This is a genomic window from Burkholderia sp. BCC1999, assembly GCF_905339975.1.
Classification (GTDB): domain Bacteria; phylum Pseudomonadota; class Gammaproteobacteria; order Burkholderiales; family Burkholderiaceae; genus Burkholderia.
The window spans coordinates 118,690-140,083 of the sequence record NZ_CAJPHP010000016.1 but is presented as its reverse complement, the minus strand read 5'-3'; the positions used below and the strand labels follow the sequence as shown (position 1 = coordinate 140,083).

The following is a 21,394-nucleotide window of genomic DNA, read 5'->3' as shown; positions in this document are numbered from 1 at the left end:
ATCGTAGCCAGCGGGCCGCGAAGCCGGCAGTCGGCCGGACGGCCAGTCAGTGCGCGTGCGGCGCGCCGTGGCGTTTCCTGAGCGCGTAGCCGATCGCCACGACGAACAGCGCGCCCGCGATGCTCGCACCGTAGAGCACCGGCGGCGTATCGAGCACCGCCCAGCGATCGCCGACCGGGTCGTTGACGATCAACCCGCCCGCGATCCAGCCGAGCAGCCCGGCGCCGAACGCGACGACGATCGGGAAACGGTCGAGCAGCTTCAGCACCAGCGTGCTGCCCCACACGATGATCGGCACGCTGACGACGAGCCCGAAGATCACGAGCGCGATCCGGTGCGACGGATCGGCCTGCTCGGCCGCACCGGCGATCGCGATCACGTTGTCGAGGCTCATCACCGCATCGGCGATCACGATCGTCTTCACGGCGTCCCACAGCCGGCTGGCCGGCTTGATGTCGTCGTGCGCGTCGGCGGCCGGCGCCATCAGCTTGATGCCGATCCACAGCAGCAGCAGCCCGCCGCCGAGCTTCAGGAACGGCACGTCGAGCAGTGCAACCGCGAACGTGATCAGCGCCACACGCAGCAGGATCGCCCCCGCGGTGCCCCAGACGACGCCGCGCAGCCGCTGGTTCGCCGGCAGGTTGCGGCAGGCGAGCGCGATCACGACCGCGTTGTCGCCGCCGAGCAGGATGTCGATGATAATGATCTGGAGAATGGCGCCCCAGTGCAGCGACGTCAGGAATTCGAGCATGGGGTATGTGCAGGACAGTGGCTGCCTGGCAGGCGGCCTGATTCATCGTCGGCACATGCACGACGCATGTCCGGTGGGTGCTTACGAATTCATTGCGCGAGCATAACAAAAAACGCCGGCAAAGCCGGCGTTTTCTGCAGGACGAACCCACGGGGAAATATTACAGCGCCTTCTTCAGCAGACGGCCCATTTCCGACGGGTTGCGCGTGACGGTGATGCCGCACGCTTCCATGATTTCCAGCTTCGCTTCGGCCGTATCCGCACCGCCCGAGATCAGCGCGCCGGCGTGGCCCATGCGCTTGCCCGGAGGCGCCGTGACGCCAGCGATGAAGCCGACGACCGGCTTCTTCATGTTGTCCTTGATCCACTCTGCCGCGTTGGCTTCGTCCGGACCACCGATTTCGCCGATCATCACGACTGCGTCCGTATCCGGATCGTCGTTGAACATCTTCATCACGTCGATGTGCTTCAGACCGTTGATCGGGTCGCCGCCGATACCGACTGCCGACGACTGGCCGAGGCCGAGTGCCGTCAGCTGCGCAACGGCTTCATACGTCAGCGTGCCCGAACGCGACACGACGCCGATGCGGCCCTTGCGGTGGATGTGACCCGGCATGATGCCGATCTTCAGTTCGTCCGGCGTGATCGTGCCCGGGCAGTTCGGCCCGAGCAGCAGCGTCTTGCGGCCTTCGCGGCGCATGCGGTCCTTCACTTCGATCATGTCACGGACGGGGATGCCTTCCGTGATGCAGATCGCGAGATCCAGATCGGCTTCGACCGCTTCCCAGATCGCAGCAGCTGCGCCTGCCGGCGGAACGTAGATGACCGACACGGTTGCGCCGGTTTCTGCCTTCGCTTCCTTGACGCTCGCGTAGATCGGAATGCCTTCGAAGTCTTCGCCAGCCTTCTTCGGGTTCACGCCCGCGACGAATGCTTCGCGGCCGTTTGCGTACTCACGGCAGGCGCGCGTATGGAACTGACCGGTTTTGCCGGTAATGCCCTGCGTGATGACCTTCGTGTCCTTGTTGATCAGAATCGACATGTATTTTGACCTCTGTTCGATTGGCGTCGCGTGCAAACCGCGCCGCCATGCGTGTTCAATAGCGCGCGCTTACTTGCCTGCGGCAGCCGCGACGACCTTCTGCGCAGCTTCTTCCATGCTGTCCGCCGAGATGATCGGCAGGCCCGAATCGGCCAGCATCTTCTTGCCGAGGTCCTCGTTCGTGCCCTTCATGCGCACGACGAGCGGCACGTTCAGGTTCACGGCCTTCGAACCGGCGATCACGCCTTCCGCGATCACGTCGCAGCGCATGATGCCGCCGAAGATGTTCACGAGGATCGCCTTCAGATCCGGGTTCTTCAGCATCAGCTTGAACGCTTCCGTGACCTTCTCGGTCGTCGCGCCACCGCCGACGTCCAGGAAGTTCGCCGGTTCGCCGCCGAACAGCTTGATGGTGTCCATCGTTGCCATGGCGAGGCCTGCGCCGTTCACGAGACAGCCGATGTTGCCGTCGAGCGAGATGTACGCGAGGTCGAACTTCGACGCTTCGATTTCAGCCGGATCTTCTTCGTCCAGATCGCGGTACGCGACGATTTCCGGGTGACGGAACAGCGCGTTCGAGTCGAAGTTGAACTTCGCGTCGAGTGCGGTGACCTTGCCGTCGCCGGAGACGTTCAGCGGGTTGATTTCAGCCAGCGATGCGTCGGTTTCCCAGAATGCCTTGTACAGGCCTTGCAGGATCGCGCGCGCTTGCGGGATCGAAGCAGCCGGCACGCCGATCTTCGCGGCGAGGTCGTCGGCCTGCGCGTCCAGCAGGCCCGTCGACGGCTCGACGATGACCTTGTGGATCAGTTCCGGATGCTTTTCGGCGACTTCCTCGATGTCCATGCCGCCTTCGCTCGAACCCATCAGCACGATCTTCTGCGAGATGCGGTCGACGACGAGGCTGACATACAGTTCCTGCTTGATGTCGGCGCCTTCCTCGATCATCAGGCGGTTGACCTTCTGGCCTTCCGGGCCGGTCTGGTGCGTGACGAGCTGCATGCCGAGGATCTGGTTCGCGTATTCGCGGACCTGCTCGATCGACTTCGCCACCTTCACGCCGCCGCCCTTGCCACGGCCACCCGCGTGGATCTGAGCCTTCACGACCCATACCGGGCCGCCGAGCTCTTCCGCCACCTTGACGGCTTCGTCAACCGAGAACGCCGGCTTGCCGCGCGGTACCGCGACTCCGAATTTCCGCAGGATTTCCTTACCCTGGTACTCGTGAATCTTCATGCGTGATTCCCTTCAGTCTGAGAGTTGGATGAAAAGTCGCTTAAGACGCTTCTTCGAATGATTTCCGTTCATTCCTTCGTGCTGCCATCACCGGGCAGATCCGGCCGAAGCGGGCCATACCACCGCGGGTAGTACTGCCGCACGACCTCGCCGTCGAACCGCAGCGCACGGCAGCGGCCGAGCTGGAAAGGCGGTTCGGCGTGCGCGCCGTCGTGATCCGGCCCTTCGCCGCCCTCCTCGCGCACGTTCCACACGTCACCGGCGAACGCCTGGATCGCTGCCGTCGGCAGCACGGCGCACAGTTCGGTGAGATGGGAGCAGCCTGCGACGCCGGCGAGCAGCCGGTTCGCGTTGCGGCGGAAATTGCGGAAGAGATTGAGCCCGATGAGGGCCCGATAGGCAGGAGGGGCGGATTGACAGTGACCGGGATAGGGCACCCATTCCGAAGACGCTTCGGCGTCGACGACATTGAGTTCACGATCGATAGTCACGCGCAGCCAGAGTTCGTGGATCGGCAGGCCTTGGGGCCGGATGCCCGACGCAAGCGCGACATCGCGCGGCTTGTGGTCGGTCAGGCAGGCTTCGATGTCCCACAAGCCGTCGCCGCGCTCGTAAGCTTCCGCTCGGATTGCGCGTCGATGTCGCAACTGACGGGGCACGGGCTCGGATAGCGGCATGCTGGAGGTTGAGGCCGAAGAGGAAAACCCATGGATTTTAGCATATTGGGTATTTGAGACAGTTTGACGCGACGGCGGGTATTCCCGCCTGTCCGGAGGTGGTTGCATTGCAGCAAAATCGCGCGCCACGCGCGCGACCGGACCGGTCAGTCGTCGATCAGGAAATCGTCGCCGACCTTCAGCAACTTCACGATGGTCGCGCTCGAGAAGCCGCGTGCGGCCAGAAAGCGCGCCTGCTTCGCACGCTCGGCCGGCGTTTGCGGCAGTGCACCGAATTTCTTGCGCCAGACGGCCTGCGCACGGGCCCATTCGGTCTCGCGCAGCTGCGCGTTCACTTCCTCGACGAGCGTGTCGCCCACTGCATGACGCTTCAGCTCGCTGACGATGCGCGCGACGCCGACACGCGATGCGCGGCGATGCACGAGGCTCTCGGCGAAGCGCGCGTCGGACAGCCAGCCTTCCTTCTCCAGCGCATCGAGCACCGGCTCGACCGATTCGTCTTCGCCGACGTAAGGCGCGAGCTTGCGCGCGAGTTCCGCGCGACTGTATTCACGCCTGGACAGATAACCGAGCGCGCGGCCCTTCAATGAACGTGGCGGTTTCGACGACTTGCGTTCGGCGGCGCCCGGCGTGTCGCTGGATGAAGTACCGGCAGACGCGCCGGACGCACGGCGCGTGCGGCGCGGATGCTGACTGCTGCGTGTATAGACGTCTTCCCTTGCCGGCGCTGAGGAATCGGCTGCGCGGTCACCGGGGAAGCTGACACCGGACACGCGACGGCGTGACCGGTCGTGTGCGTCGAACGATTCGTCGTTGTCGAACGGATCGTCCGGCGCGGTAATCTCAAACGAAACGAGGGCATCGTCGGATGCCCTCGTCGCGGTGCGGTTCGCGGCATGGCTGCCTGCGACCCGCCGGTCGGCGCCCGAGGATCCTGCTCGCCGGCCGGAACGACCCGCCGCTTCGGGCGCGTCGCTCTCCTCCGGCTTGCCAGCCTGACCTCGGCGCACAACCATCACTCTTCTTCGTCCAGCGCCTCGGCTTCGTTGGCTACGCCATCGGGCATGCTGACGACGCCGAGCGATTCGCGGATGCGGTTCTCGATCTCGCGCGCGATTTCCGGATTCTCGCGCAGGAATTCACGCGCGTTGTCCTTGCCCTGGCCGATCTTCTCGCCGTTGTAGCTGTACCAGGCGCCCGCCTTGTCGACGATCTTCGCCTGCACGCCGAGATCGATGATCTCGCCCTGACGCGAAATGCCTTCGCCATACAGGATGTCGAAGATTGCTTCGCGGAACGGCGGCGACACCTTGTTCTTGACGACCTTCACGCGGGTTTCGTTACCGATCACCTCGTCGTTCTTCTTGATCGAGCCGATCCGGCGGATATCGAGACGCACCGACGAATAGAACTTCAGTGCGTTGCCGCCCGTCGTGGTTTCCGGGTTGCCAAACATCACGCCGATCTTCATCCGGATCTGGTTGATGAAGATCACGAGGCAGTTGGTACGCTTGATCGTGCCGGTCAGCTTGCGCAGCGCCTGCGACATCAGGCGGGCCTGCAGACCCGGCAGCGAATCGCCCATCTCACCTTCGATTTCGGCCTTCGGCACGAGCGCCGCGACCGAGTCGATGACGATCATGTCGATCGAGCCCGAGCGCACCAGCGCGTCGGTGATTTCGAGTGCCTGCTCGCCGGTGTCCGGCTGCGAGATCAGCAGCTCCGGCACGTTCACGCCGAGCTTCGCTGCATATTGAACGTCGAGCGCGTGCTCGGCGTCGATGAACGCTGCGGTGCCGCCCAGCTTCTGCAGTTCGGCGATGACCTGCAGCGTGAGCGTGGTTTTACCCGACGATTCCGGACCGTAGATCTCGACGACCCGGCCACGCGGCAAGCCGCCGACGCCCAGTGCGATATCAAGACCCAGCGAGCCCGTGGAGACGACCTGGATATTCTCGGTCGCCTCGCCGTCGCCCATGCGCATGATCGACCCTTTGCCGAACTGCTTCTCGATCTGCGCGAGTGCGGCCGCCAGCGCCTTGCTCTTCTCGGCGGTCATCCCGGAGCCCTTCTTGCTATCTTCCATGAATCGTCCTTTGCTATGATGAGCAGCGTCTGTGAAAGGCGCGCCCGCTTTCAAGCGCCGCCGAATGCAGACACTGTATAAAAAAACAGTAGTTTATGCAAGCCCGCAATGCAGGGCGTTGTACACGAATAACTCCGGAGACAGCCGCGTCGGCGCGAACGCCCCGCCGGCAATCGGTCAGCAACATGCGAATCCTCATCGCCGAAGATGACAGCATACTCGCGGACGGCCTCACCCGGTCACTCCGCCAATCGGGCTATGCGGTCGATCACGTGAAGAGCGGCGTCGATGCCGACACCGCGCTGTCGATGCAGACTTTCGACCTGCTGATCCTCGATCTCGGGCTGCCGAAAATGTCCGGGCTCGAGGTGCTCAAGCGCCTGCGTGCGCGCAATTCCAACCTCCCCGTGCTGATCCTGACCGCCGCCGACAGCGTCGACGAACGCGTGAAGGGGCTCGACCTCGGCGCCGACGACTACATGGCCAAGCCGTTCGCACTCAACGAGCTCGAGGCGCGCGTGCGCGCGCTGACCCGGCGCGGCGCGGGCGGCGGCCCGACCGTCGTGCGCCATGGCTCGCTCGCGTTCGACCAGGTCGGCCGCATCGCGTATGCGAACGATCACGTGCTCGATCTCTCCGCGCGCGAACTCGGCCTGCTCGAAGTGCTGCTGCAGCGAATCGGCCGGCTCGTGTCGAAGGAACAGCTCGTCGATCACCTGTGCGAATGGGGCGAGGAAGTCAGCAACAACGCGATCGAGGTCTACGTGCACCGGCTGCGCAAGAAGATCGAACCGAGCGGCGTGCGGATCTCGACCGTGCGCGGCCTCGGCTACTGCCTCGAGAAGGTCGCGCCCGCCGCGCCGGCCGACACGACAGCGCCCCAGCCCGCGGTGGCCGGCACGCCGCTGCGCTGACACCGGGCGTCGCCGCGATGGCCACGCCGGCCCATTCCCGCCACCCGACCGGCGCGCCGTCGTCGGCCGCCGACGATGCGCGCGACGCGCGCTACGAGAACCCGTTCGCGCCGCCCGACGAAACCGAGTCGCCCGAGACACCGCGCCCGCGCTCGCTGTTCGGCGAAATCCTCGACTGGATGCTCGCGCCGCTGTTGCTGCTGTGGCCGATGAGCATCGCCGTCACCTACCTCGTCGCGAAGACGATCGCGAACAGCCCGTTCGACCGTGCGCTCGAAACCAACGCGTACGTGCTCGCCCGGCAGATTCATCCGGTGAACGGCGTGGCCGAGCTGACCTTGCCAGAACAGACGCGCGACTTCCTGCGCGCGGACAACGTCGACAGTGTTTACTTCCAGGTACTCGGCACGCGCGGCGAACTGGTCGCCGGGGAAGCCGACATGCCGCTGCCGCGCGACGAGGACCGCCCGCCGCCGGGCGTCGTCGTGTTTCGCGACGACCTGCTGCGCGGCAACGACGTGCGCGTCGCGTATACGACGGTCGCGCTGCCGCAATCGAGCGGCACGCAGCCCGTGCTCGTGCAGGTCGGAGAAACGCTCGACAAGCGCAACGCGCTCGCGAACGACATCATCAAGGGCGTGATCCTGCCGCAGTTCGTGATCCTGCCGCTCGCGATCCTGCTCGTCTGGTTCGGGCTGTCGCGCGGGCTCGCGCCGCTCAACGCGCTGCAGGCGCACATCCGCGCACGGCGGCCCGACGACCTGTCGCCCGTCGAGGCGCAGCGCGCGCCGCCCGAGATCGAGCCGCTCGTCACATCGTTCAACGACCTGCTCGCGCGTCTCGAACAGAACATGGCGCTGCAGAAGCGCTTCATCGCCGACGCCGCGCACCAGATGAAGACGCCGCTCGCGGGCCTGCGCACGCAGGCCGAGTTCGCGCTGCGCCACCCGGTCCCGCCCGACGTGCAGCGCTCGCTCGAACAGATCGCGACGAGTTCCGAGCAAGCCGCGCGGCTCGTCACGCAATTGCTGGCGCTCGCGCGCGCCGAAAACCGTGCGAGCGGGCTCATGTTCGAGCCGGTCGAGATCGCCGCGCTCGCGCGGCGCGCGGTGCGCGACTGGGTGCAGGCCGCGCTCGCGAAGCGGATGGATCTCGGCTACGAAGGGCCGCCGGACGATGCGCCGCTCGACGTCGACGGCAATCCGGTGATGCTGCGCGAGATGCTCGGCAACCTGATCGACAACGCGATCCGCTACACGCCCGAAGGCGGCCGCATCACCGTGCGCGTGCATGCCGACCCGGCGGCGCGGTTCGTGCATCTCGAAGTCGAGGATACGGGCCCCGGCATCCCGGCCGCCGAACGCGAGCGCGTCGTCGAGCGCTTCTACCGGATCCTCGGCCGCGAAGGCGACGGCAGCGGCCTCGGGCTCGCGATCGTGCGCGAGATCGCGACACAGCACGGCGGTACGCTGACGCTCGACGATCACGTCTACCAGCAGGCACCGCGTCTCGCCGGCACGCTCGTGCGCGTCAGCCTGCCGCTGACCGGCACGGCCCCGGATTAACCCTGACACGCGCCGCCGCCGTGCTGCCCGACTGCGCCGAAACCGGCGAATTACCGGACGTTCGCACCACAATCGACACGAGAAGCGGCCGATTCGGCGCGGGTTAACGCGCAGTCGTTTTGCGCGCGCGAGTCAGTCCGCCGTAAGTTTCCGTACCAATAATCCTCGACAGGCCCGCCCACCCAAGGCGGCCGCACACCTATATCAAGGGACTTGGAGACGACTCATGGCAACGTTAGGCGGGCAAATTTCCCACTCGCCGATGACGGGCGAAGAGAAGAAGGTGATCTTCGCGTCGTCGCTCGGCACGGTGTTCGAGTGGTACGACTTTTACCTGGCCGGCTCGCTCGCGGCCTACATCAGCAAGAGCTTCTTCTCCGGCGTCAATCCGACCGCCGCCTTCATCTTCACGCTGCTCGGCTTCGCGGCCGGCTTCGCGGTGCGGCCGTTCGGCGCGATCGTGTTCGGCCGCCTCGGCGACATGGTCGGTCGCAAGCACACGTTCCTCGTGACGATCGTGATCATGGGCATCTCGACGTTCGTGGTCGGCTTCCTGCCCGGCTACGCGTCGATCGGCATCGCCGCGCCCGTGATCTTCATCGCGATGCGGCTGTTGCAGGGCCTCGCGCTCGGCGGCGAGTACGGCGGCGCGGCGACCTACGTCGCCGAGCATGCGCCGGCCAACCGTCGCGGCTTCTACACCGCGTGGATCCAGACCACCGCCACGCTCGGCCTGTTCCTGTCGCTGCTCGTGATCCTCGGCGTACGCACGTTCATCGGCGAGGAAGCGTTCGGCAGCTGGGGCTGGCGCGTGCCGTTCGTCGCGTCGATCCTGCTGCTCGCGGTGTCGGTGTGGATCCGGATGCAGCTGAACGAATCGCCGGTGTTCCTGCGCATCAAGTCGGAAGGCAAGACGTCGAAGGCGCCGCTGACCGAAGCGTTCGGCCAGTGGAAGAACCTGAAGATCGTGATCCTCGCGCTCGTCGGCCTGACCGCCGGCCAGGCCGTCGTGTGGTACACGGGCCAGTTCTACGCGCTGTTCTTCCTCACGCAGACGCTGAAGGTCGACGGTGCCAGCGCGAACATCCTGATCGCGATCGCACTGCTGATCGGCACGCCGTTCTTCCTGTTCTTCGGTTCGCTCTCGGACAAGATCGGCCGCAAGCCGATCATCCTTGCGGGCTGCCTGATCGCGGCGCTGACGTACTTCCCGCTGTTCAAGGCGCTCACGCACTACGCGAACCCGCAGCTCGAGCTTGCGACGCAGAAGGCGCCGATCACGGTCGTAGCCGACCCGGCCTCCTGCTCGTTCCAGTTCAACCCGGTAGGCACGTCGAAGTTCACCAGCTCGTGCGACATCGCGAAGAGTGCGCTCTCGAAGGCCGGCCTGAACTACGAGAACGTCGCGGCACCGGCCGGCACGCAGGCCGAGATCAAGGTCGGCGACACGGTGATCCAGACTTACGACGGCAAGGCGACCGACGCGAAGACGCAGGGCGCGGCGTTCGACAAGACGCTCGCGTCGACGCTGAAGGGGGCCGGCTACCCGGCTAAGGCTGACCCGGCGCAGCTCAACTGGCCGATGACGATCGTGGTTCTGACGATCCTCGTGATCTACGTGACGATGGTCTACGGCCCGATCGCCGCGATGCTGGTCGAGATGTTCCCGACGCGGATCCGCTATACGTCGATGTCGCTGCCCTATCACATCGGCAACGGCTGGTTCGGCGGCTTCCTGCCGGCGACGGCGTTCGCGATCGTCGCAGCAAGGGGCGACATCTACTCGGGGCTCTGGTATCCGATCGTGATCGCGCTGGCCACGTTCGTGATCGGCCTGCTGTTCGTCAAGGAGACGAAGGACTCGAACATCTACGCGCAGGATTGATGTCATGCGGACGGGGGCAGGTTGCCGGACGGGTGTTCCGGCGGCCGGCAACCCGCCCCCGCGACCCGGCCGGCATGGGCCGCCGGCAACTTTTTTCACGGAAGATGGAAAAAGCTGTTGACAGCCCGGCTGCCGGCCGACATAATTCAATTCTTCACGGCGAATTAGCTCAGTCGGTTAGAGCGACGGAATCATAATCCGCAGGTCCGGGGTTCGAATCCCTGATTCGCCACCAAATGCGAAAAGCCGCTGTTTCGAAAGAAACAGCGGCTTTTTTCATTGCTCCGCGATCCGCACGCAACTTCAACGCTCCCGCTCGACCCACGCACGATCGGCAACATCGCGGCAACGTCGATTACGCAGCGATGCGCGTGTCTTCCCGCTTCCTTCCCAAGCCACCACTTCGCGTGGCCCGATTCGCCAGCGCTGCCCGAGTCCGGGAGAAAGCGCCAACCACCCGCATTGCTCACACGGCCAGCACCAAACCGACGAGTTCCGTCGAGCGAGAAACGCCTGTCTTCGTATAGATCGCTTTGATCTGTGAGCGGACGGTTGCGAGCGACACACCCCGCAAATCGGCGCATTCGCTCGGCGACAGCCCGTCGCAGCACGTGAGCACCGCAACCTCGGCCTCGCTGGCCGTCAATCCGTAAAAGAGACGCAGGCGATCCGCCCGCGCCGACCCCGCGCCCATCTGCATCGCGGTCATCAGCATCACCCCGTGACGCCAGGGTCGCGCCAGCGACGAACGTTCGGGAACGGGCATGAGCGCAAGCGGCAACGTACTTCCGTCGGGGCGGGTCAGCAGGACGCCGCCTTTCGCACACGCTTGCCGCCAGGCCGGCTCGTCGGCGACACCCTCCGGCGCGAAGCACCCATGCGCGAAGCGCAGCACCGGCTCGGCCGCCATCAGTTCGGTCGCCATCCGGTTCGCAAAAAGCAGCTTGCGGTGCTCGCCCAACAGGAACACCGGCACCGGCGCGGTATCGAGCGCCGACTCCGCCATGGCCGCCCGCGTTTCCAGCTGGCCCATGCGCGACTGGATGCGCAAGGCCCGGCTGACATGGACGCCCAATGCGCTGACGGCGCGGCATTGCGCGTCCGACAGGCCCGGCGCATCCAGTGCACTGACCATGCTCAGGAACGCACTGTCGCCGTCCTTGCGATGGATGAACAGGCCGGACAGGCTGCCGAGCCCGTGCGGCCGCATGAACTCCTGATAAAACACGTTTCGGGCACGCTCCCCGGACGTCAGGACGACCGAGTCGCGATACCAGCGCCCGGCTCCCCAGCCGGCGACCACCGGCGCGGCCGGGTCGTACAGGTAGAACTCGCGGGCGTAGTCGCGATGGCAGGTCGCGAGCCACGCGTCGTCATCGCCGACACCGTGGTTGATCGCCGCCAGTTGCGCGGCATCGTCGTACGTGAGCAACGTGGCCACGCGCGCGCCCATCGCCACGCGCAATCCATGCAATACGACCTCCCAGCCGTGGTCGCCCAGTGCAGCGGCGTAGATGTCGTCGATCAGGCTCGCCGCGAACGGATCATCAGTGTGCATGACGGTTTCCCCCTGCGCCCGGTGCTTTCTGGCTGGCACCGTAGGTCGATCATACGCAAGGTTCGCGGATATTCCTCGTGTCGGGGGCGTGTCTGCCGACACATACCCAAGGCGGGCGGCGAACGGCTCTGCCGCGTCTCATCCAGAACCGGCGCTGCCGACAACCCGACAGCGCCGTGCCCATCACGCCGCCACCGAACTACGCGGCTCCCGCGCCGCCTGCGCCCCCACCTTCCCCCGCCAGTTCTCACCACCTTCCAGCGACGGCGTCGACTCGAACACTTCCGCGATCCAGTCGGCGAACACACGCACCTTCTGCGACAAATGACGGTTGTGCGGATAAACGATCGAAATCGGCTTCGGCTTCGGATTGCAGTCCGGCAGCACCTCGACCAGCGAGCCGTCGAGCAGGTTCGGCAGCACCATGAACAGCGTCGGCTGGATCATCCCGAACCCTTCGAGCCCGCATGTCACGTAGGCATCCGAATCGTTGACCGTGACGCTGCCGTTCATCCGCACCTCGAACGGCTTGCCGTCGATCATGAACACCCACGGAATCGCGCGTGCACCGTGGCTCGAACGGAAATTCACCGCATGGTGATCGGCGAGATCGGCAATCTCGTGCGGCTCGCCGTGACGTGCGAGGTAGTCGGGCGACGCGCAGGTCACGCGCTTGAGCATCCCGATGCGCCGCGCGACCATCGACGAATCCTCGAGCGGCCCGACACGAATCATGCAGTCGATGCCCTCCTCGACCGGATCCACGTGGCGGTCGGACAGCCCCAGCTCGAGCGTGATGTCCGGATAGCGCTGCCGGAAAATCGACAGCGACGGCAGCACGATGCGCCGCCCGAGCGAGCTCGGCATATGGACGCGCAGCACGCCGCTCGGCTTGCGGTTGCCGGTCTGGAAACTCGCGTCGGCCTCCGCGATCTCCGTGATGATCTTCGTGCAATGCTCGTAGTACGCGGCGCCTTCCGGCGTCAGCGACAGCCGGCGTGTCGTCCGGTGCATCAGGCGCACGCCGAGCAGCGCCTCGAGATTCTGGATGATGGTCGTCACCGACGCGCGCGGCATCGCGAGCGTGTCGGCCGCGCGTGTGAAGCTGTTCGCGTCGACCACTCGGGTAAAAACTTCCATTGCCTGGATTCGGTCCATGCTGCTTCCCCCTTCGAATCGCCCAACGGAACAGAATAGAGCGCGCGACGGGCGCGGCACAAGCCCCCACCTATTGTTATCCGATCCTGAATAATTTCAGCGCTTCGGACTGGGAATCGTCTGTTTCCCGTTCAGTTCCGGACGCCAACCGCACCGGCCCGATCCGGCCCCGAGCATCACCGCACGAACCGCTCGCGATATCCCTGCGGCGACACGCCGAGCACGCGCACGAAACTGCGCCGCAGCGTCTCCTCCGAACCGAAGCCGCAGCGCGCGGCGATCCGCTTGACGGGCCACGCCGTTTCGCCGAGCAGGCGCTGCGCGGCCTCGACGCGAATCTGCTCGACCGCGCGCGCGGGCGTGCGGCCCGTTCCCGCACGATAGTGGCGCACGAAGCTGCGCTCGCTCATGCGCACGCGCTCGGCCAGCGCGGGCACCGAGAGGTCGGCAGTCAGGTGCTCGGCCATCCACGCATGCAATTCGCCGAACCGGTCGTCGGTGCGCTGCATCGACAGCATCGCGCTGAACTGCGCCTGTCCGCCCGGACGCTTCAGGAACACGACGAGTTCGCGCGCGACGTCGAGCGCGGTCGCACGCCCGAGATCCTCTTCGACCAGCGCGAGCGCGAGATCGATGCCGGCCGTGACGCCGGCCGACGTCCACAGCGCGCCTTCGCGGATGAAGATCGGGTCGGACTCGACGCGCACGTTCGGGTAGCGCGCCGCAAATTCGTCGCAGCGCGCCCAGTGCGTGACCGCGCGCCGCCCGTCGAGCAGGCCGGCCTCCGCGAGCAGGAACGCGCCGGTGCAGACCGACGCCACGCGCCGCGCGCGCCCGGCCTGCTGCTGCACCCAGCGCACCAGCCGCGCATCCTTCGATGCCGCATGCACGCCCTTGCCGCCGGCGACGATCAGCGTATCGGGATGACGCGCGGCCGAGCGCAGCGACTCGGCCATCACGACGAGGCCCGACGACGTCTCGACGGGCCCTGCTTCGACTGAAACGACGCGCGGTGCATACGGCGCCGGCTGCCCGCGCTCCAGCGCGAGTTCGTTGACGGATGCGAACACCTGCAGCGGCCCCGACACGTCGAGCAGTTGCGCACGCGGGAACGCGAGGACCAGGATCGAACGCGGGGCGGCAGGCATGGCGATTGGCTGAAAACGTGGGTGATATGGCAATTTCGCCAAACACTACGCGCCTAGAATCGATCTGTCCATCCGTGCCGGCAACGGCGCACGCCACTTCTACTCGGAGTCCTCGCATGACCCTGCATATCGGCCTTCTCGTGTTTCCGGGCGTCCAGCAACTCGATCTCACCGGCCCGCACGACGTGCTCGCGTCGCTGCCCGACGCAGCCGTCCATCTGGTCTGGAAGTCGCGCGACGCGGTCGCGTCGAGCAGCGGCCTGGCACTCACGCCGACCTGCACGTTCGACGATTGCCCGCCGCTCGACGTGATCTGCATTCCGGGCGGAATCGGGATCAACGACCTGCTGCTCGACGCCGAAACGATCGCGTTCGTGCAGCAACGCGCGGCCGCCGCACGCTATGTGACGTCGGTCTGCACGGGTGCGCTGGTGCTCGGCGTGGCCGGCCTGCTGCGCGGGCGGCGCGCGACGACGCACTGGGCGTTCCACGCGCTGCTCGAACCGCTGGGTGCGGTGCCCGTGCGCGAGCGCGTCGTGCGTGACGGCAACCTGATCACGGGCGGCGGCGTGACGGCCGGCATCGACTTTGCGCTGACGATCGCCGCTGAACTGGTGGGGGACGAAGAAGCACAGGCGATCCAGCTGCAACTCGAATACGCGCCCGCGCCACCGTTCGCTGCCGGTTCGCCCGACACCGCGCCGGCGGCGGTCGTGAAGCGCGTCACCGAACGGTCGGCGGCCGGCTTCGCGAAGCGCAAGGCGATCGTCGAGCAGGCGCTGCGCGCAACGTCGCGCTGAACGTGGATACGAACGAAGTGACGGAAAGACGACGCGCATTCGCGCCGGAGAACCCATCGATGAACATTATCCGGAGTGCAGACTTCACGGCGGACCGCGCGTGGGGCGCACTCGACATCGCGAACCTGCACGGCATCACGGTCCGGTTACACTGGACCGACACGCCCTATCGATGGCACGTGAACGACGGCGAGGAAGTGTTCGCGGTACTCGACGGCCGTGTCGAGATGCGCTACCGCGAGGCCGGCGTCGAGTACGCGACCGTGCTCGACACGGGCGACGTCTTCCACGCGACGGTGGGTACCGAGCATGTCGCGCATCCGCTCGGCGAAGCGCGCATCCTCGTGATCGAAACGGCAGGCAGCGCCTGACGACAGGCAGCGCCTGACGACAGGCAGCGGCCGTGCGCCGACGCCGCGAGACGCAGGCCGGGCGTCAGCCCGTGATCGTCCCCGTTGCCTGCGACGGAATCAGTTTCGGCTGTGGCGTGCAGACGCACTGGCACAGGTCGTGTTCGAGCGCGACGACCTTGCCCATCACGGTCATCGTCCGCTCGCCGCCGTCCGACACGATCACGCCCGTCGTCTTGCACGTGGCGCAGAACACCGGTGCGCCGAGATAGGCGAGTTCGCGTCCGTCGAACGACGAGTTGGCGATCCCGTCGAGCACCACGCCGCCGTGGTCGGTCGTGTCGCCCTTCAGAATGAATTTGCGGCTCATGTGTCGGTTCTTCCCTCGGAAACGCCGCGCGGCGGCAACACAGTCGCGCACGGGCAGTCGGAATCCGCCCGTCGGTCGCGGGCGTTCCGCGAGCATATCACCGCTCGCGGCCGCCGCTTGCCGATCGCCGATCGCCGCGCCCGTCAGAACTTGTGCCGAATGCCGATCCGCGCCTCGAACTGGCGGTCGTTCGCGGACGCGCCGGGGCCGTTGATCGCGGCAACCGCCGCGTGCCCCGTCGAATCGGTGCCCGACGCACGCTGAAAGACGGCGGTCGCATACACGTCGGTGCGCTTCGACAGGAAATAGTCGAGCCCGGCCGCAACCTGGTGGTAGGTCGCGCCGTCGCGGCCGTTCACGCCGCCGCCGCGCGTGTAGTCGTACGCAACGCCGCCGAACAGGTAAGGCGTGAACTGGTAGCGCACGCTGGCTTCGACGTTGTTGAACACCGCGTTGCCGGACACGCGGCCGGGATTCGGGCCGGACGACAGGTCGCCAAGCCCGCGGAACGACGTGTTCGTGTACATCGCGCCGAGCGTCACCGCGCCGATCGCGTAGGTGCCGCCCGCCGCCGCGACCTGCAGCGAGCGCGCCGACGCATAGCCGGAATATACGGGCGACAGCATGTTGTTGCCCGGCACGCCGGCGACGACCGGCGCGGGGCTGCCGGTCGTGCCGAAGAACGACACGTTCGGGTTGCGCGCATTAAGGTAGCCGGCCGCGACCGCGAGCGGCCCGCGCGTGTAGCCGGCCGTCATCGACCACACCTGGTTGCGCGTCGCCGCACCCGCGATGCCGCCCACGCCGTACATGGCCGCGAAGCGGAATCCGCGATAGTCGTTGCTGGTGAACTTGATCGCGTTGTTGGTCGAGTTCGCGTTGTTCACGTTGTCGAGATCGCCGGGGTGCGCAACCATGTAGCCGCCGAACAGCGCGGCGGCCTCGAGCGGCCCGAGGAAGTCGACGTTGGTGTCGTACTGGCGCCCGAGCGTGACGGTGCCGAACGGCCCCGACAGCCCGACGAACGCCTTCTTGCCGAACATCAGCCCGCCCTGCCCGAGCTTGCCGGTGCTCGGGTCGAAGCCGTTCTCGAGCGTGAAGACGGCCGCCAACCCGCCGCCGAGATCCTCGACGCCGCGCAGCCCCCAGCGGCTCGCCTGCTGCACGCCGCCGAGCATTCGCCACGCCGGCTTGCCGCTCACGGCGCCGTTCGGGCCGGCGACCGCGAGGTTGCTCGTGTAGGTCAGCCCTTCGTCGATAATGCCGTACAGCGTCACGCTGCTCTGTGCGTGCGCCGCACCCGCGATCAGCGCGACGCCCGCGCCTGCCAACAGCCGTTTTTTCATCGGAAGGTCTCCATTGCGCGGGTCGAATGGCAAAACGCAGGCGTGCGCGTCCCCCGCAGGCGCGCAGCCTGCTCCGGAGCGAACCGGAACGGTCAGGGGTAAATCGGGGAAGACGGCTAGCGCATCGCGTCGGCGACGACCGCCGGTGGAGCCCAGCGGCGGCCGGCCGCGACTTCGTACGCGTGGCCGAACTGCAGCACGCCCCAGTCGTCGCGGTAGCGGCCGACGATCTGCATGCCGATCGGCAAACCGGTCGCGCCGAAGCCGCACGGCACCGACAGGATCGGCGCCTCGGTCGACGACAGGTACCAGCACACGCGCATCCAGTCGATGTAAGACGTGCTCGCGGCCCCCTGCACATGCGCAGGCGCGCGCAGGTCGACGTCGAACGGCATCACCTGTGTCGTCGGCAGCACGTAGAACGCGTAGCGCTGCATGAACGCACGCATCCGCTCGAACAGCCGCGTCTTGCGCACGAACATGCGGCCGAGATCGGCGGCCGTCAGCGACCGGTGCAGCCGGTATTCATCGTGAATCTCGGGCTTCAGCGCCGCGCGCTGCGCATCGTCGAACCCGTCGACCAGCGTGCCGATCATCCACGCGCGCTCGATGCGGAACACGTCCTCGGCATCCGACAGGTCGGGATCGTCGAATTCGACTTCGCAGCCGAGCGCCGCGAACACCCGCGCCTGCGCATCGACGGCCCGCGCGATCTCCGGATCGACCGGCACGCCGGGCAGGCCGCGCGACATCGCGATGCGCGTGCCGCGGAAGTCGCGTTCGAGCGGCTGCGCGAAGCGCGCGCCCGGTTCCGCGAGTTCGGTCGCGGTCTCGCCGCTCGGCCCGGCGATCGCCGACAGCAGCAACGCGGTATCGGCCACGTCGCGCGCCATCGGCCCGTCGACGCCGAGCGTCGTCCAGCCGTTCAGGTCGGGCGCGCGCGGCACGCGGCCCGGCGACGGTCGTAATCCGACCACGTTGTTCCACGCGGCCGGATTGCGCAGCGACCCGCCCATGTCGCTGCCGCACGCAAGCGGATTCATCCCGCACGCGAGCGCGGCCGCCGCGCCGCCGCTGCTGCCGCCCGCGGAACGCGTCAGGTCCCACGGGTTGCGCGTCGCGCCGAACACGTCGTTGAACGTATGCGATCCGGCGCCGAATTCGGGCGTGTTCGACTTGCCGATCATCAGCGCGCCGGCGCTCGCGCAGCGGCGCACGACGAGCGCGTCATGCAGCGGCACGTGATCGGCGAACAACGGCGAACCGTAGGTCGTGCGCACGCCGCGCGTCGCGGTGAGATCCTTCTGCGACACCGGCAGCCCGTGCAGCGGCCCCTGCCATTCGCCACACATCCAGCGGGTATCGATGTCGCGCGCACGGGCGCGCAGCACGTCGGGATCGACGACGGTCACAAGCGCATTCACGCGCGGGTTGACCGTCGCGATCCGTGCGAGATGCGCATCGAGCAGGTCGCACGCGCTGATCTGCCGTGCCTTCAGCAGGTCGAGCATCGTGCGGGCCGGCAAGTCGCACAGGTCGCCGGTCGTGACGTCGGCGGGCGGGGACGAAAGCGAGACGGTGGCGGTCATACGGTTCGGGGCGAAGTGGAAGGATGGGGATGGCAGCGCTCACGCATCGTGTTCGCTGCGATCCGATGCGAACGCGAGCGCGACGAGCGACAGCACGCCGCAGACGATCACGTACCACGCTGGCGCCGCCGGATTGCCGGTCGCGCCGATCATCCACGTGACGATGAACTGCGCGAAGCCGCCGAAGATCGACACGCCGCCGGCATACGCGATCGACAGCGCGGTGGCGCGCGTGCTCTTCGGGAACAGCTCGGCGAGGATCACGCCGTTCGCGCCGGCGTTGATCGAGTGCAGCGCGGCGAGCAGCATCACGACCGCGTACATCGTCGCGATCGACGGCACCGCGCGGATCAGCCAGAAGCCCGGCAGGATCAGCACGGTCAGCGCGATGCGCGACCACAGCGCGACGCGCTTGCTGCCGGTGCGATCCGACAGCCGCCCGCCGATCGGCGCGGCGAAGAACATCACGGCGCCGGACAGGATCCCGCACCACAGCGCGGCATCCATCGGCAGGTGCAGCACCTTGATCGCGTACGTCGACATGTAATACAGCACGATGAAGTGCGCGGCCGTGCCGCCGACCACGAGGCCGAGCGCGGTCAGCACGGCGAGGCCGTCGCGCCGCAGCACGGTGCCGAGCACCGCCGACGAACGCCGCGCGGCCGCGGCCGGCGCGTGCTGCTCGATCGCGCTGAAGCGTGCGCGCAGGTAGAGGCCGATCGGCGCGATCAGCACGCCCAGCAGGAACGGCACGCGCCAGCCCCACGATTCGAGCGAGGCGGTATCGAGGAAATGCGACAGCAGGAAGCCGACGAACGAACCGGCCAGCGCCGCGGCGCCCTGGCTCGCGAACTGCCAGCTCGTGTAGTAGCCGCGTTCGCCGGCCGGCGCGCGCTCGGCGAGCAGCGACGTCGATACGCCGACCTCGCCGCCGGCCGAAAAGCCCTGCAACAGCCGCGCGACGACGACCAGCACGGGCGCCGCGATGCCGATCTGCGCATAGGTCGGCAGCACGCCGATCATCCCGGTGCCGATCGCCATCGTGACGAGCGTGAGGTTCATCGCGGGCACGCGGCCGAACCGGTCGGCGACGAGCCCGATCACGACACCGCCGACCGGCCGCGCGATGAAGCCGACGCCGAAGGTCGCGACCGACATCAGCAACTGCTGCTGCGCGGAGACCGCGGGAAAGAACAGTTTGCCGAGCAGCACCGCGAAGAAACTGAACACGGTGAGATCGAAGAATTCGAGGCCGTTGCCGATCGTGATCGCGACAATCAGCTGACGATTGGACGGGGATGCGGCAACGTCGCCGACATGCCCGCCGAACATGCTGTCCGCTCGGGGCGCCTTCATGAAGGTGTGTCTCCGTACTGGTTATGCGTGTCGTGTGCGCGGCCCGTTCGACGGCCTGCGCATGCAGTCTAGGCATTCAAAATACGCAGCCCGGAGCGACATTTTTCGATCGTGATAACGCACGGTTATCGCGTGCTTTCCACGCGGAAACGCGGTGTAGGATACGAACGTCGCCACTGCCGCCACGCCCCGCCTCGCCGTGAAACACCACCAGCTCCGGGCGCTTGCCGCCATCGCCGAACACGGCAGCCTGCGCGCGGCCGCGCGCGCGATCCACCTGTCGCAGCCCGCGCTGACGAAGGCGATCCGCGAACTCGAACTCGATCTCGGCGTGCCGCTCGTCACGCGCAATGCGCGCGGCGCGCAGCTCACGCGTTTCGGGCAGGCCGTCTATGCACGCGCGCGGCTGATCCTTGCCGAGATGCAGCACGCGCGCGACGACGTGATCCAGCTGTCGGGCGGCAAGGAAGGTGCGCTCGCGTGCGCGCTGACGCCGCTGATGTCGCTCGGCTTCCTGCCGGCCGCGCTCGACGCGTTCCGCCAACGCATGCCGACGATCCGCCTCGACGTGCGCGAAGGATTTCTCGACACGGCGCTGCCGCGGCTGCGCGACGGCTCGCTCGACTTCGTGATCGCGATCGTCGATGCAGCCCGGCTGTCGCCGGAATTCACGTTCCGGCCGCTGCTCGAATCGGAACTGATCCTGATGACGCGCGCGAGCAATCCGCTACGTCACTGCACCTCGCTCGCGCAGTTGCAGGATGCGCAGTGGATCCTCAACACGTCGCCGGAAAGCATCGGTCGGCTGCTGCAGGACGTGTTCGTCGCGCACGGCTATCCGGCGCCGCGGCCGATCGTCGAATGCACGTCGTTCAGCGCGGCGTTTTCGCTGTCGGTGCACACCGACACCGTGTCGTGCGTGCCGAAGAGCTTCATGGAAGTCGACTGGATTCGCGAGCGGATGGTCGCGATCGACGTGGAGGAAACGATTCCGGCCGTGTCGGTCGGCGTGCTCACGCGCCGCGATGCGCTGAACACGATTGCCTGCGACTACCTGATCCACTGCTTCGTCGAAGCCGTGCGCCGGCACGATCGCGCGGCGCTGCTGTGGCGGTAGCGGCGCCGCTCAGACGAACAGCGCGATGCACAGTGCGGCGCCGCACAGATAGGTGCCGAGCGCGCCGATGAAACGCACGGGATTCGGGTTGGCCATCGTCGGCCAGGCGAGCAATCCGATGACCAGCAGGCAGCGGCACACGGTTGCCGCGACGATCAGCGCGAGGATCGCGCGAGACGGATCGTGTGCGCCGAAATAGAGAAACAGCACCGCGAGAAACGGCGCGTATTCGGCCGTGTTGCCGTGCGCGCGCACGACCTTGTGCAGCCCGTTCGTCGGGTCGGGCGCACACCCGGATCCGGTGGTGCACCGAAAGCGCGTGACGGACACGACGAGCCCGAGCCCGAACAGCAGCAGCCCGAGGATGGCCGTGCACACGAGTGCGACGGGATGGATCGTCATGGGACTCCGGGCGGAAGCGGAAATGCGCCGCACCTCCGGCGATC

At 66.9% G+C, this 21,394-nt stretch carries 20 protein-coding genes and 1 tRNA gene; 7 read left to right on the top strand and 14 right to left on the bottom strand.

Features of this window, described 5'->3' with window-relative positions; all coding sequences use genetic code 11:
• Positions 1-46: 46 nt before the first annotated feature.
• The 6 genes from U5809_RS23370 to recA form a co-directional block, all read right to left on the bottom strand.
• Positions 47-751, bottom strand: coding sequence for a TerC family protein (locus U5809_RS23370; protein WP_322088292.1), 705 nt, complete (start codon positions 749-751; stop codon positions 47-49).
• Between the two features lie 160 nt (positions 752-911).
• On the bottom strand, positions 912-1,793 hold the full coding sequence (sucD, locus tag U5809_RS23365) for a succinate--CoA ligase subunit alpha (RefSeq protein WP_006477916.1): 882 nt from the start codon (positions 1,791-1,793) through the stop codon (positions 912-914).
• Between the two features lie 69 nt (positions 1,794-1,862).
• Complete coding sequence (sucC, locus tag U5809_RS23360) at positions 1,863-3,029, bottom strand: ADP-forming succinate--CoA ligase subunit beta (protein WP_006477915.1); 1,167 nt, start codon at positions 3,027-3,029, stop codon at positions 1,863-1,865.
• A gap of 68 nt (positions 3,030-3,097) precedes the next feature.
• Entirely contained in the window at positions 3,098-3,706 is a 609-nt protein-coding gene (locus U5809_RS23355; protein WP_176050248.1) for a DUF2889 domain-containing protein, read from the bottom strand.
• Between the two features lie 146 nt (positions 3,707-3,852).
• Positions 3,853-4,722: a recombination regulator RecX gene (recX, locus tag U5809_RS23350; protein ID WP_322088291.1), complete on the bottom strand. Its 870-nt coding sequence runs from the start codon at positions 4,720-4,722 to the stop codon at positions 3,853-3,855.
• A complete protein-coding gene (recA, locus tag U5809_RS23345; RefSeq protein WP_124453757.1) occupies positions 4,722-5,792 on the bottom strand; it encodes a recombinase RecA in 1,071 nt (356 codons plus the stop codon). The genes recX and recA overlap by 1 nt, the downstream gene beginning before the upstream one ends.
• A 185-nt stretch (positions 5,793-5,977) precedes the next feature.
• Here recA and U5809_RS23340 point away from each other — a divergent pair, with 185 nt between their 5' ends.
• From U5809_RS23340 to U5809_RS23325, 4 genes are all read left to right on the top strand, one after another.
• Positions 5,978-6,706: a response regulator transcription factor gene (locus U5809_RS23340; RefSeq protein ID WP_176050250.1), complete on the top strand. Its 729-nt coding sequence runs from the start codon at positions 5,978-5,980 to the stop codon at positions 6,704-6,706.
• Positions 6,707-6,723: 17 nt separating this feature from the next.
• Complete coding sequence (locus U5809_RS23335; RefSeq protein ID WP_322088290.1) at positions 6,724-8,271, top strand: sensor histidine kinase; 1,548 nt, start codon at positions 6,724-6,726, stop codon at positions 8,269-8,271.
• 226 nt (positions 8,272-8,497) lie between these two features.
• The gene (locus U5809_RS23330) at positions 8,498-10,156 is read left to right on the top strand and encodes an MFS transporter (protein WP_322088289.1); all 1,659 of its coding nucleotides are present in this window, start codon (positions 8,498-8,500) and stop codon (positions 10,154-10,156) included.
• Between the two features lie 158 nt (positions 10,157-10,314).
• Positions 10,315-10,391 (top strand) — tRNA-Met (locus U5809_RS23325).
• A 231-nt stretch (positions 10,392-10,622) separates the two neighbouring features.
• Here U5809_RS23325 and U5809_RS23320 read toward each other — a convergent pair.
• From U5809_RS23320 to U5809_RS23310, 3 genes are all read right to left on the bottom strand, one after another.
• Positions 10,623-11,714 carry a helix-turn-helix transcriptional regulator gene (locus tag U5809_RS23320; RefSeq protein WP_322088288.1) on the bottom strand — a complete coding sequence of 364 codons (1,092 nt, stop codon included), beginning with the start codon at positions 11,712-11,714 and terminating at the stop codon, positions 10,623-10,625.
• 183 nt (positions 11,715-11,897) lie between these two features.
• Entirely contained in the window at positions 11,898-12,872 is a 975-nt protein-coding gene (locus tag U5809_RS23315; protein ID WP_322088287.1) for a LysR family transcriptional regulator, read from the bottom strand.
• Between the two features lie 176 nt (positions 12,873-13,048).
• On the bottom strand, positions 13,049-14,020 hold the full coding sequence (locus tag U5809_RS23310) for a GlxA family transcriptional regulator (protein WP_322088286.1): 972 nt from the start codon (positions 14,018-14,020) through the stop codon (positions 13,049-13,051).
• Between the two features lie 116 nt (positions 14,021-14,136).
• On the opposite strand from U5809_RS23310, the gene U5809_RS23305 reads away from it, so the two are divergent.
• Both U5809_RS23305 and U5809_RS23300 read left to right on the top strand, forming a co-directional pair.
• Positions 14,137-14,820 (top strand): DJ-1/PfpI family protein, encoded by a 684-nt coding sequence (locus U5809_RS23305; RefSeq protein WP_322088285.1) that lies wholly within the window; start codon positions 14,137-14,139, stop codon positions 14,818-14,820.
• Positions 14,821-14,879: 59 nt separating this feature from the next.
• Complete coding sequence (locus tag U5809_RS23300) at positions 14,880-15,191, top strand: cupin (RefSeq protein WP_282505906.1); 312 nt, start codon at positions 14,880-14,882, stop codon at positions 15,189-15,191.
• 64 nt (positions 15,192-15,255) lie between these two features.
• Here the strand turns inward: U5809_RS23300 and U5809_RS23295 are convergent, their stop codons facing one another.
• The 4 genes from U5809_RS23295 to U5809_RS23280 form a co-directional block, all read right to left on the bottom strand.
• Positions 15,256-15,540, bottom strand: coding sequence for a PAAR domain-containing protein (locus U5809_RS23295; protein WP_282505907.1), 285 nt, complete (start codon positions 15,538-15,540; stop codon positions 15,256-15,258).
• Between the two features lie 143 nt (positions 15,541-15,683).
• Positions 15,684-16,886, bottom strand: a complete 1,203-nt coding sequence (locus tag U5809_RS23290; RefSeq protein WP_322088284.1) for a porin — start codon at positions 16,884-16,886, stop codon at positions 15,684-15,686.
• A 116-nt stretch (positions 16,887-17,002) separates the two neighbouring features.
• The gene (locus U5809_RS23285) at positions 17,003-18,475 is read right to left on the bottom strand and encodes an amidase (RefSeq protein WP_322088283.1); all 1,473 of its coding nucleotides are present in this window, start codon (positions 18,473-18,475) and stop codon (positions 17,003-17,005) included.
• Between the two features lie 39 nt (positions 18,476-18,514).
• Complete coding sequence (locus U5809_RS23280) at positions 18,515-19,831, bottom strand: MFS transporter (RefSeq protein ID WP_322088282.1); 1,317 nt, start codon at positions 19,829-19,831, stop codon at positions 18,515-18,517.
• 199 nt (positions 19,832-20,030) lie between these two features.
• On the opposite strand from U5809_RS23280, the gene U5809_RS23275 reads away from it, so the two are divergent.
• On the top strand, positions 20,031-20,948 hold the full coding sequence (locus U5809_RS23275) for a LysR substrate-binding domain-containing protein (protein ID WP_322088281.1): 918 nt from the start codon (positions 20,031-20,033) through the stop codon (positions 20,946-20,948).
• Positions 20,949-20,957: 9 nt separating this feature from the next.
• Here the strand turns inward: U5809_RS23275 and U5809_RS23270 are convergent, their stop codons facing one another.
• The gene (locus U5809_RS23270; protein WP_176050264.1) at positions 20,958-21,350 is read right to left on the bottom strand and encodes an MAPEG family protein; all 393 of its coding nucleotides are present in this window, start codon (positions 21,348-21,350) and stop codon (positions 20,958-20,960) included.
• Positions 21,351-21,394 lie beyond the last annotated feature (44 nt).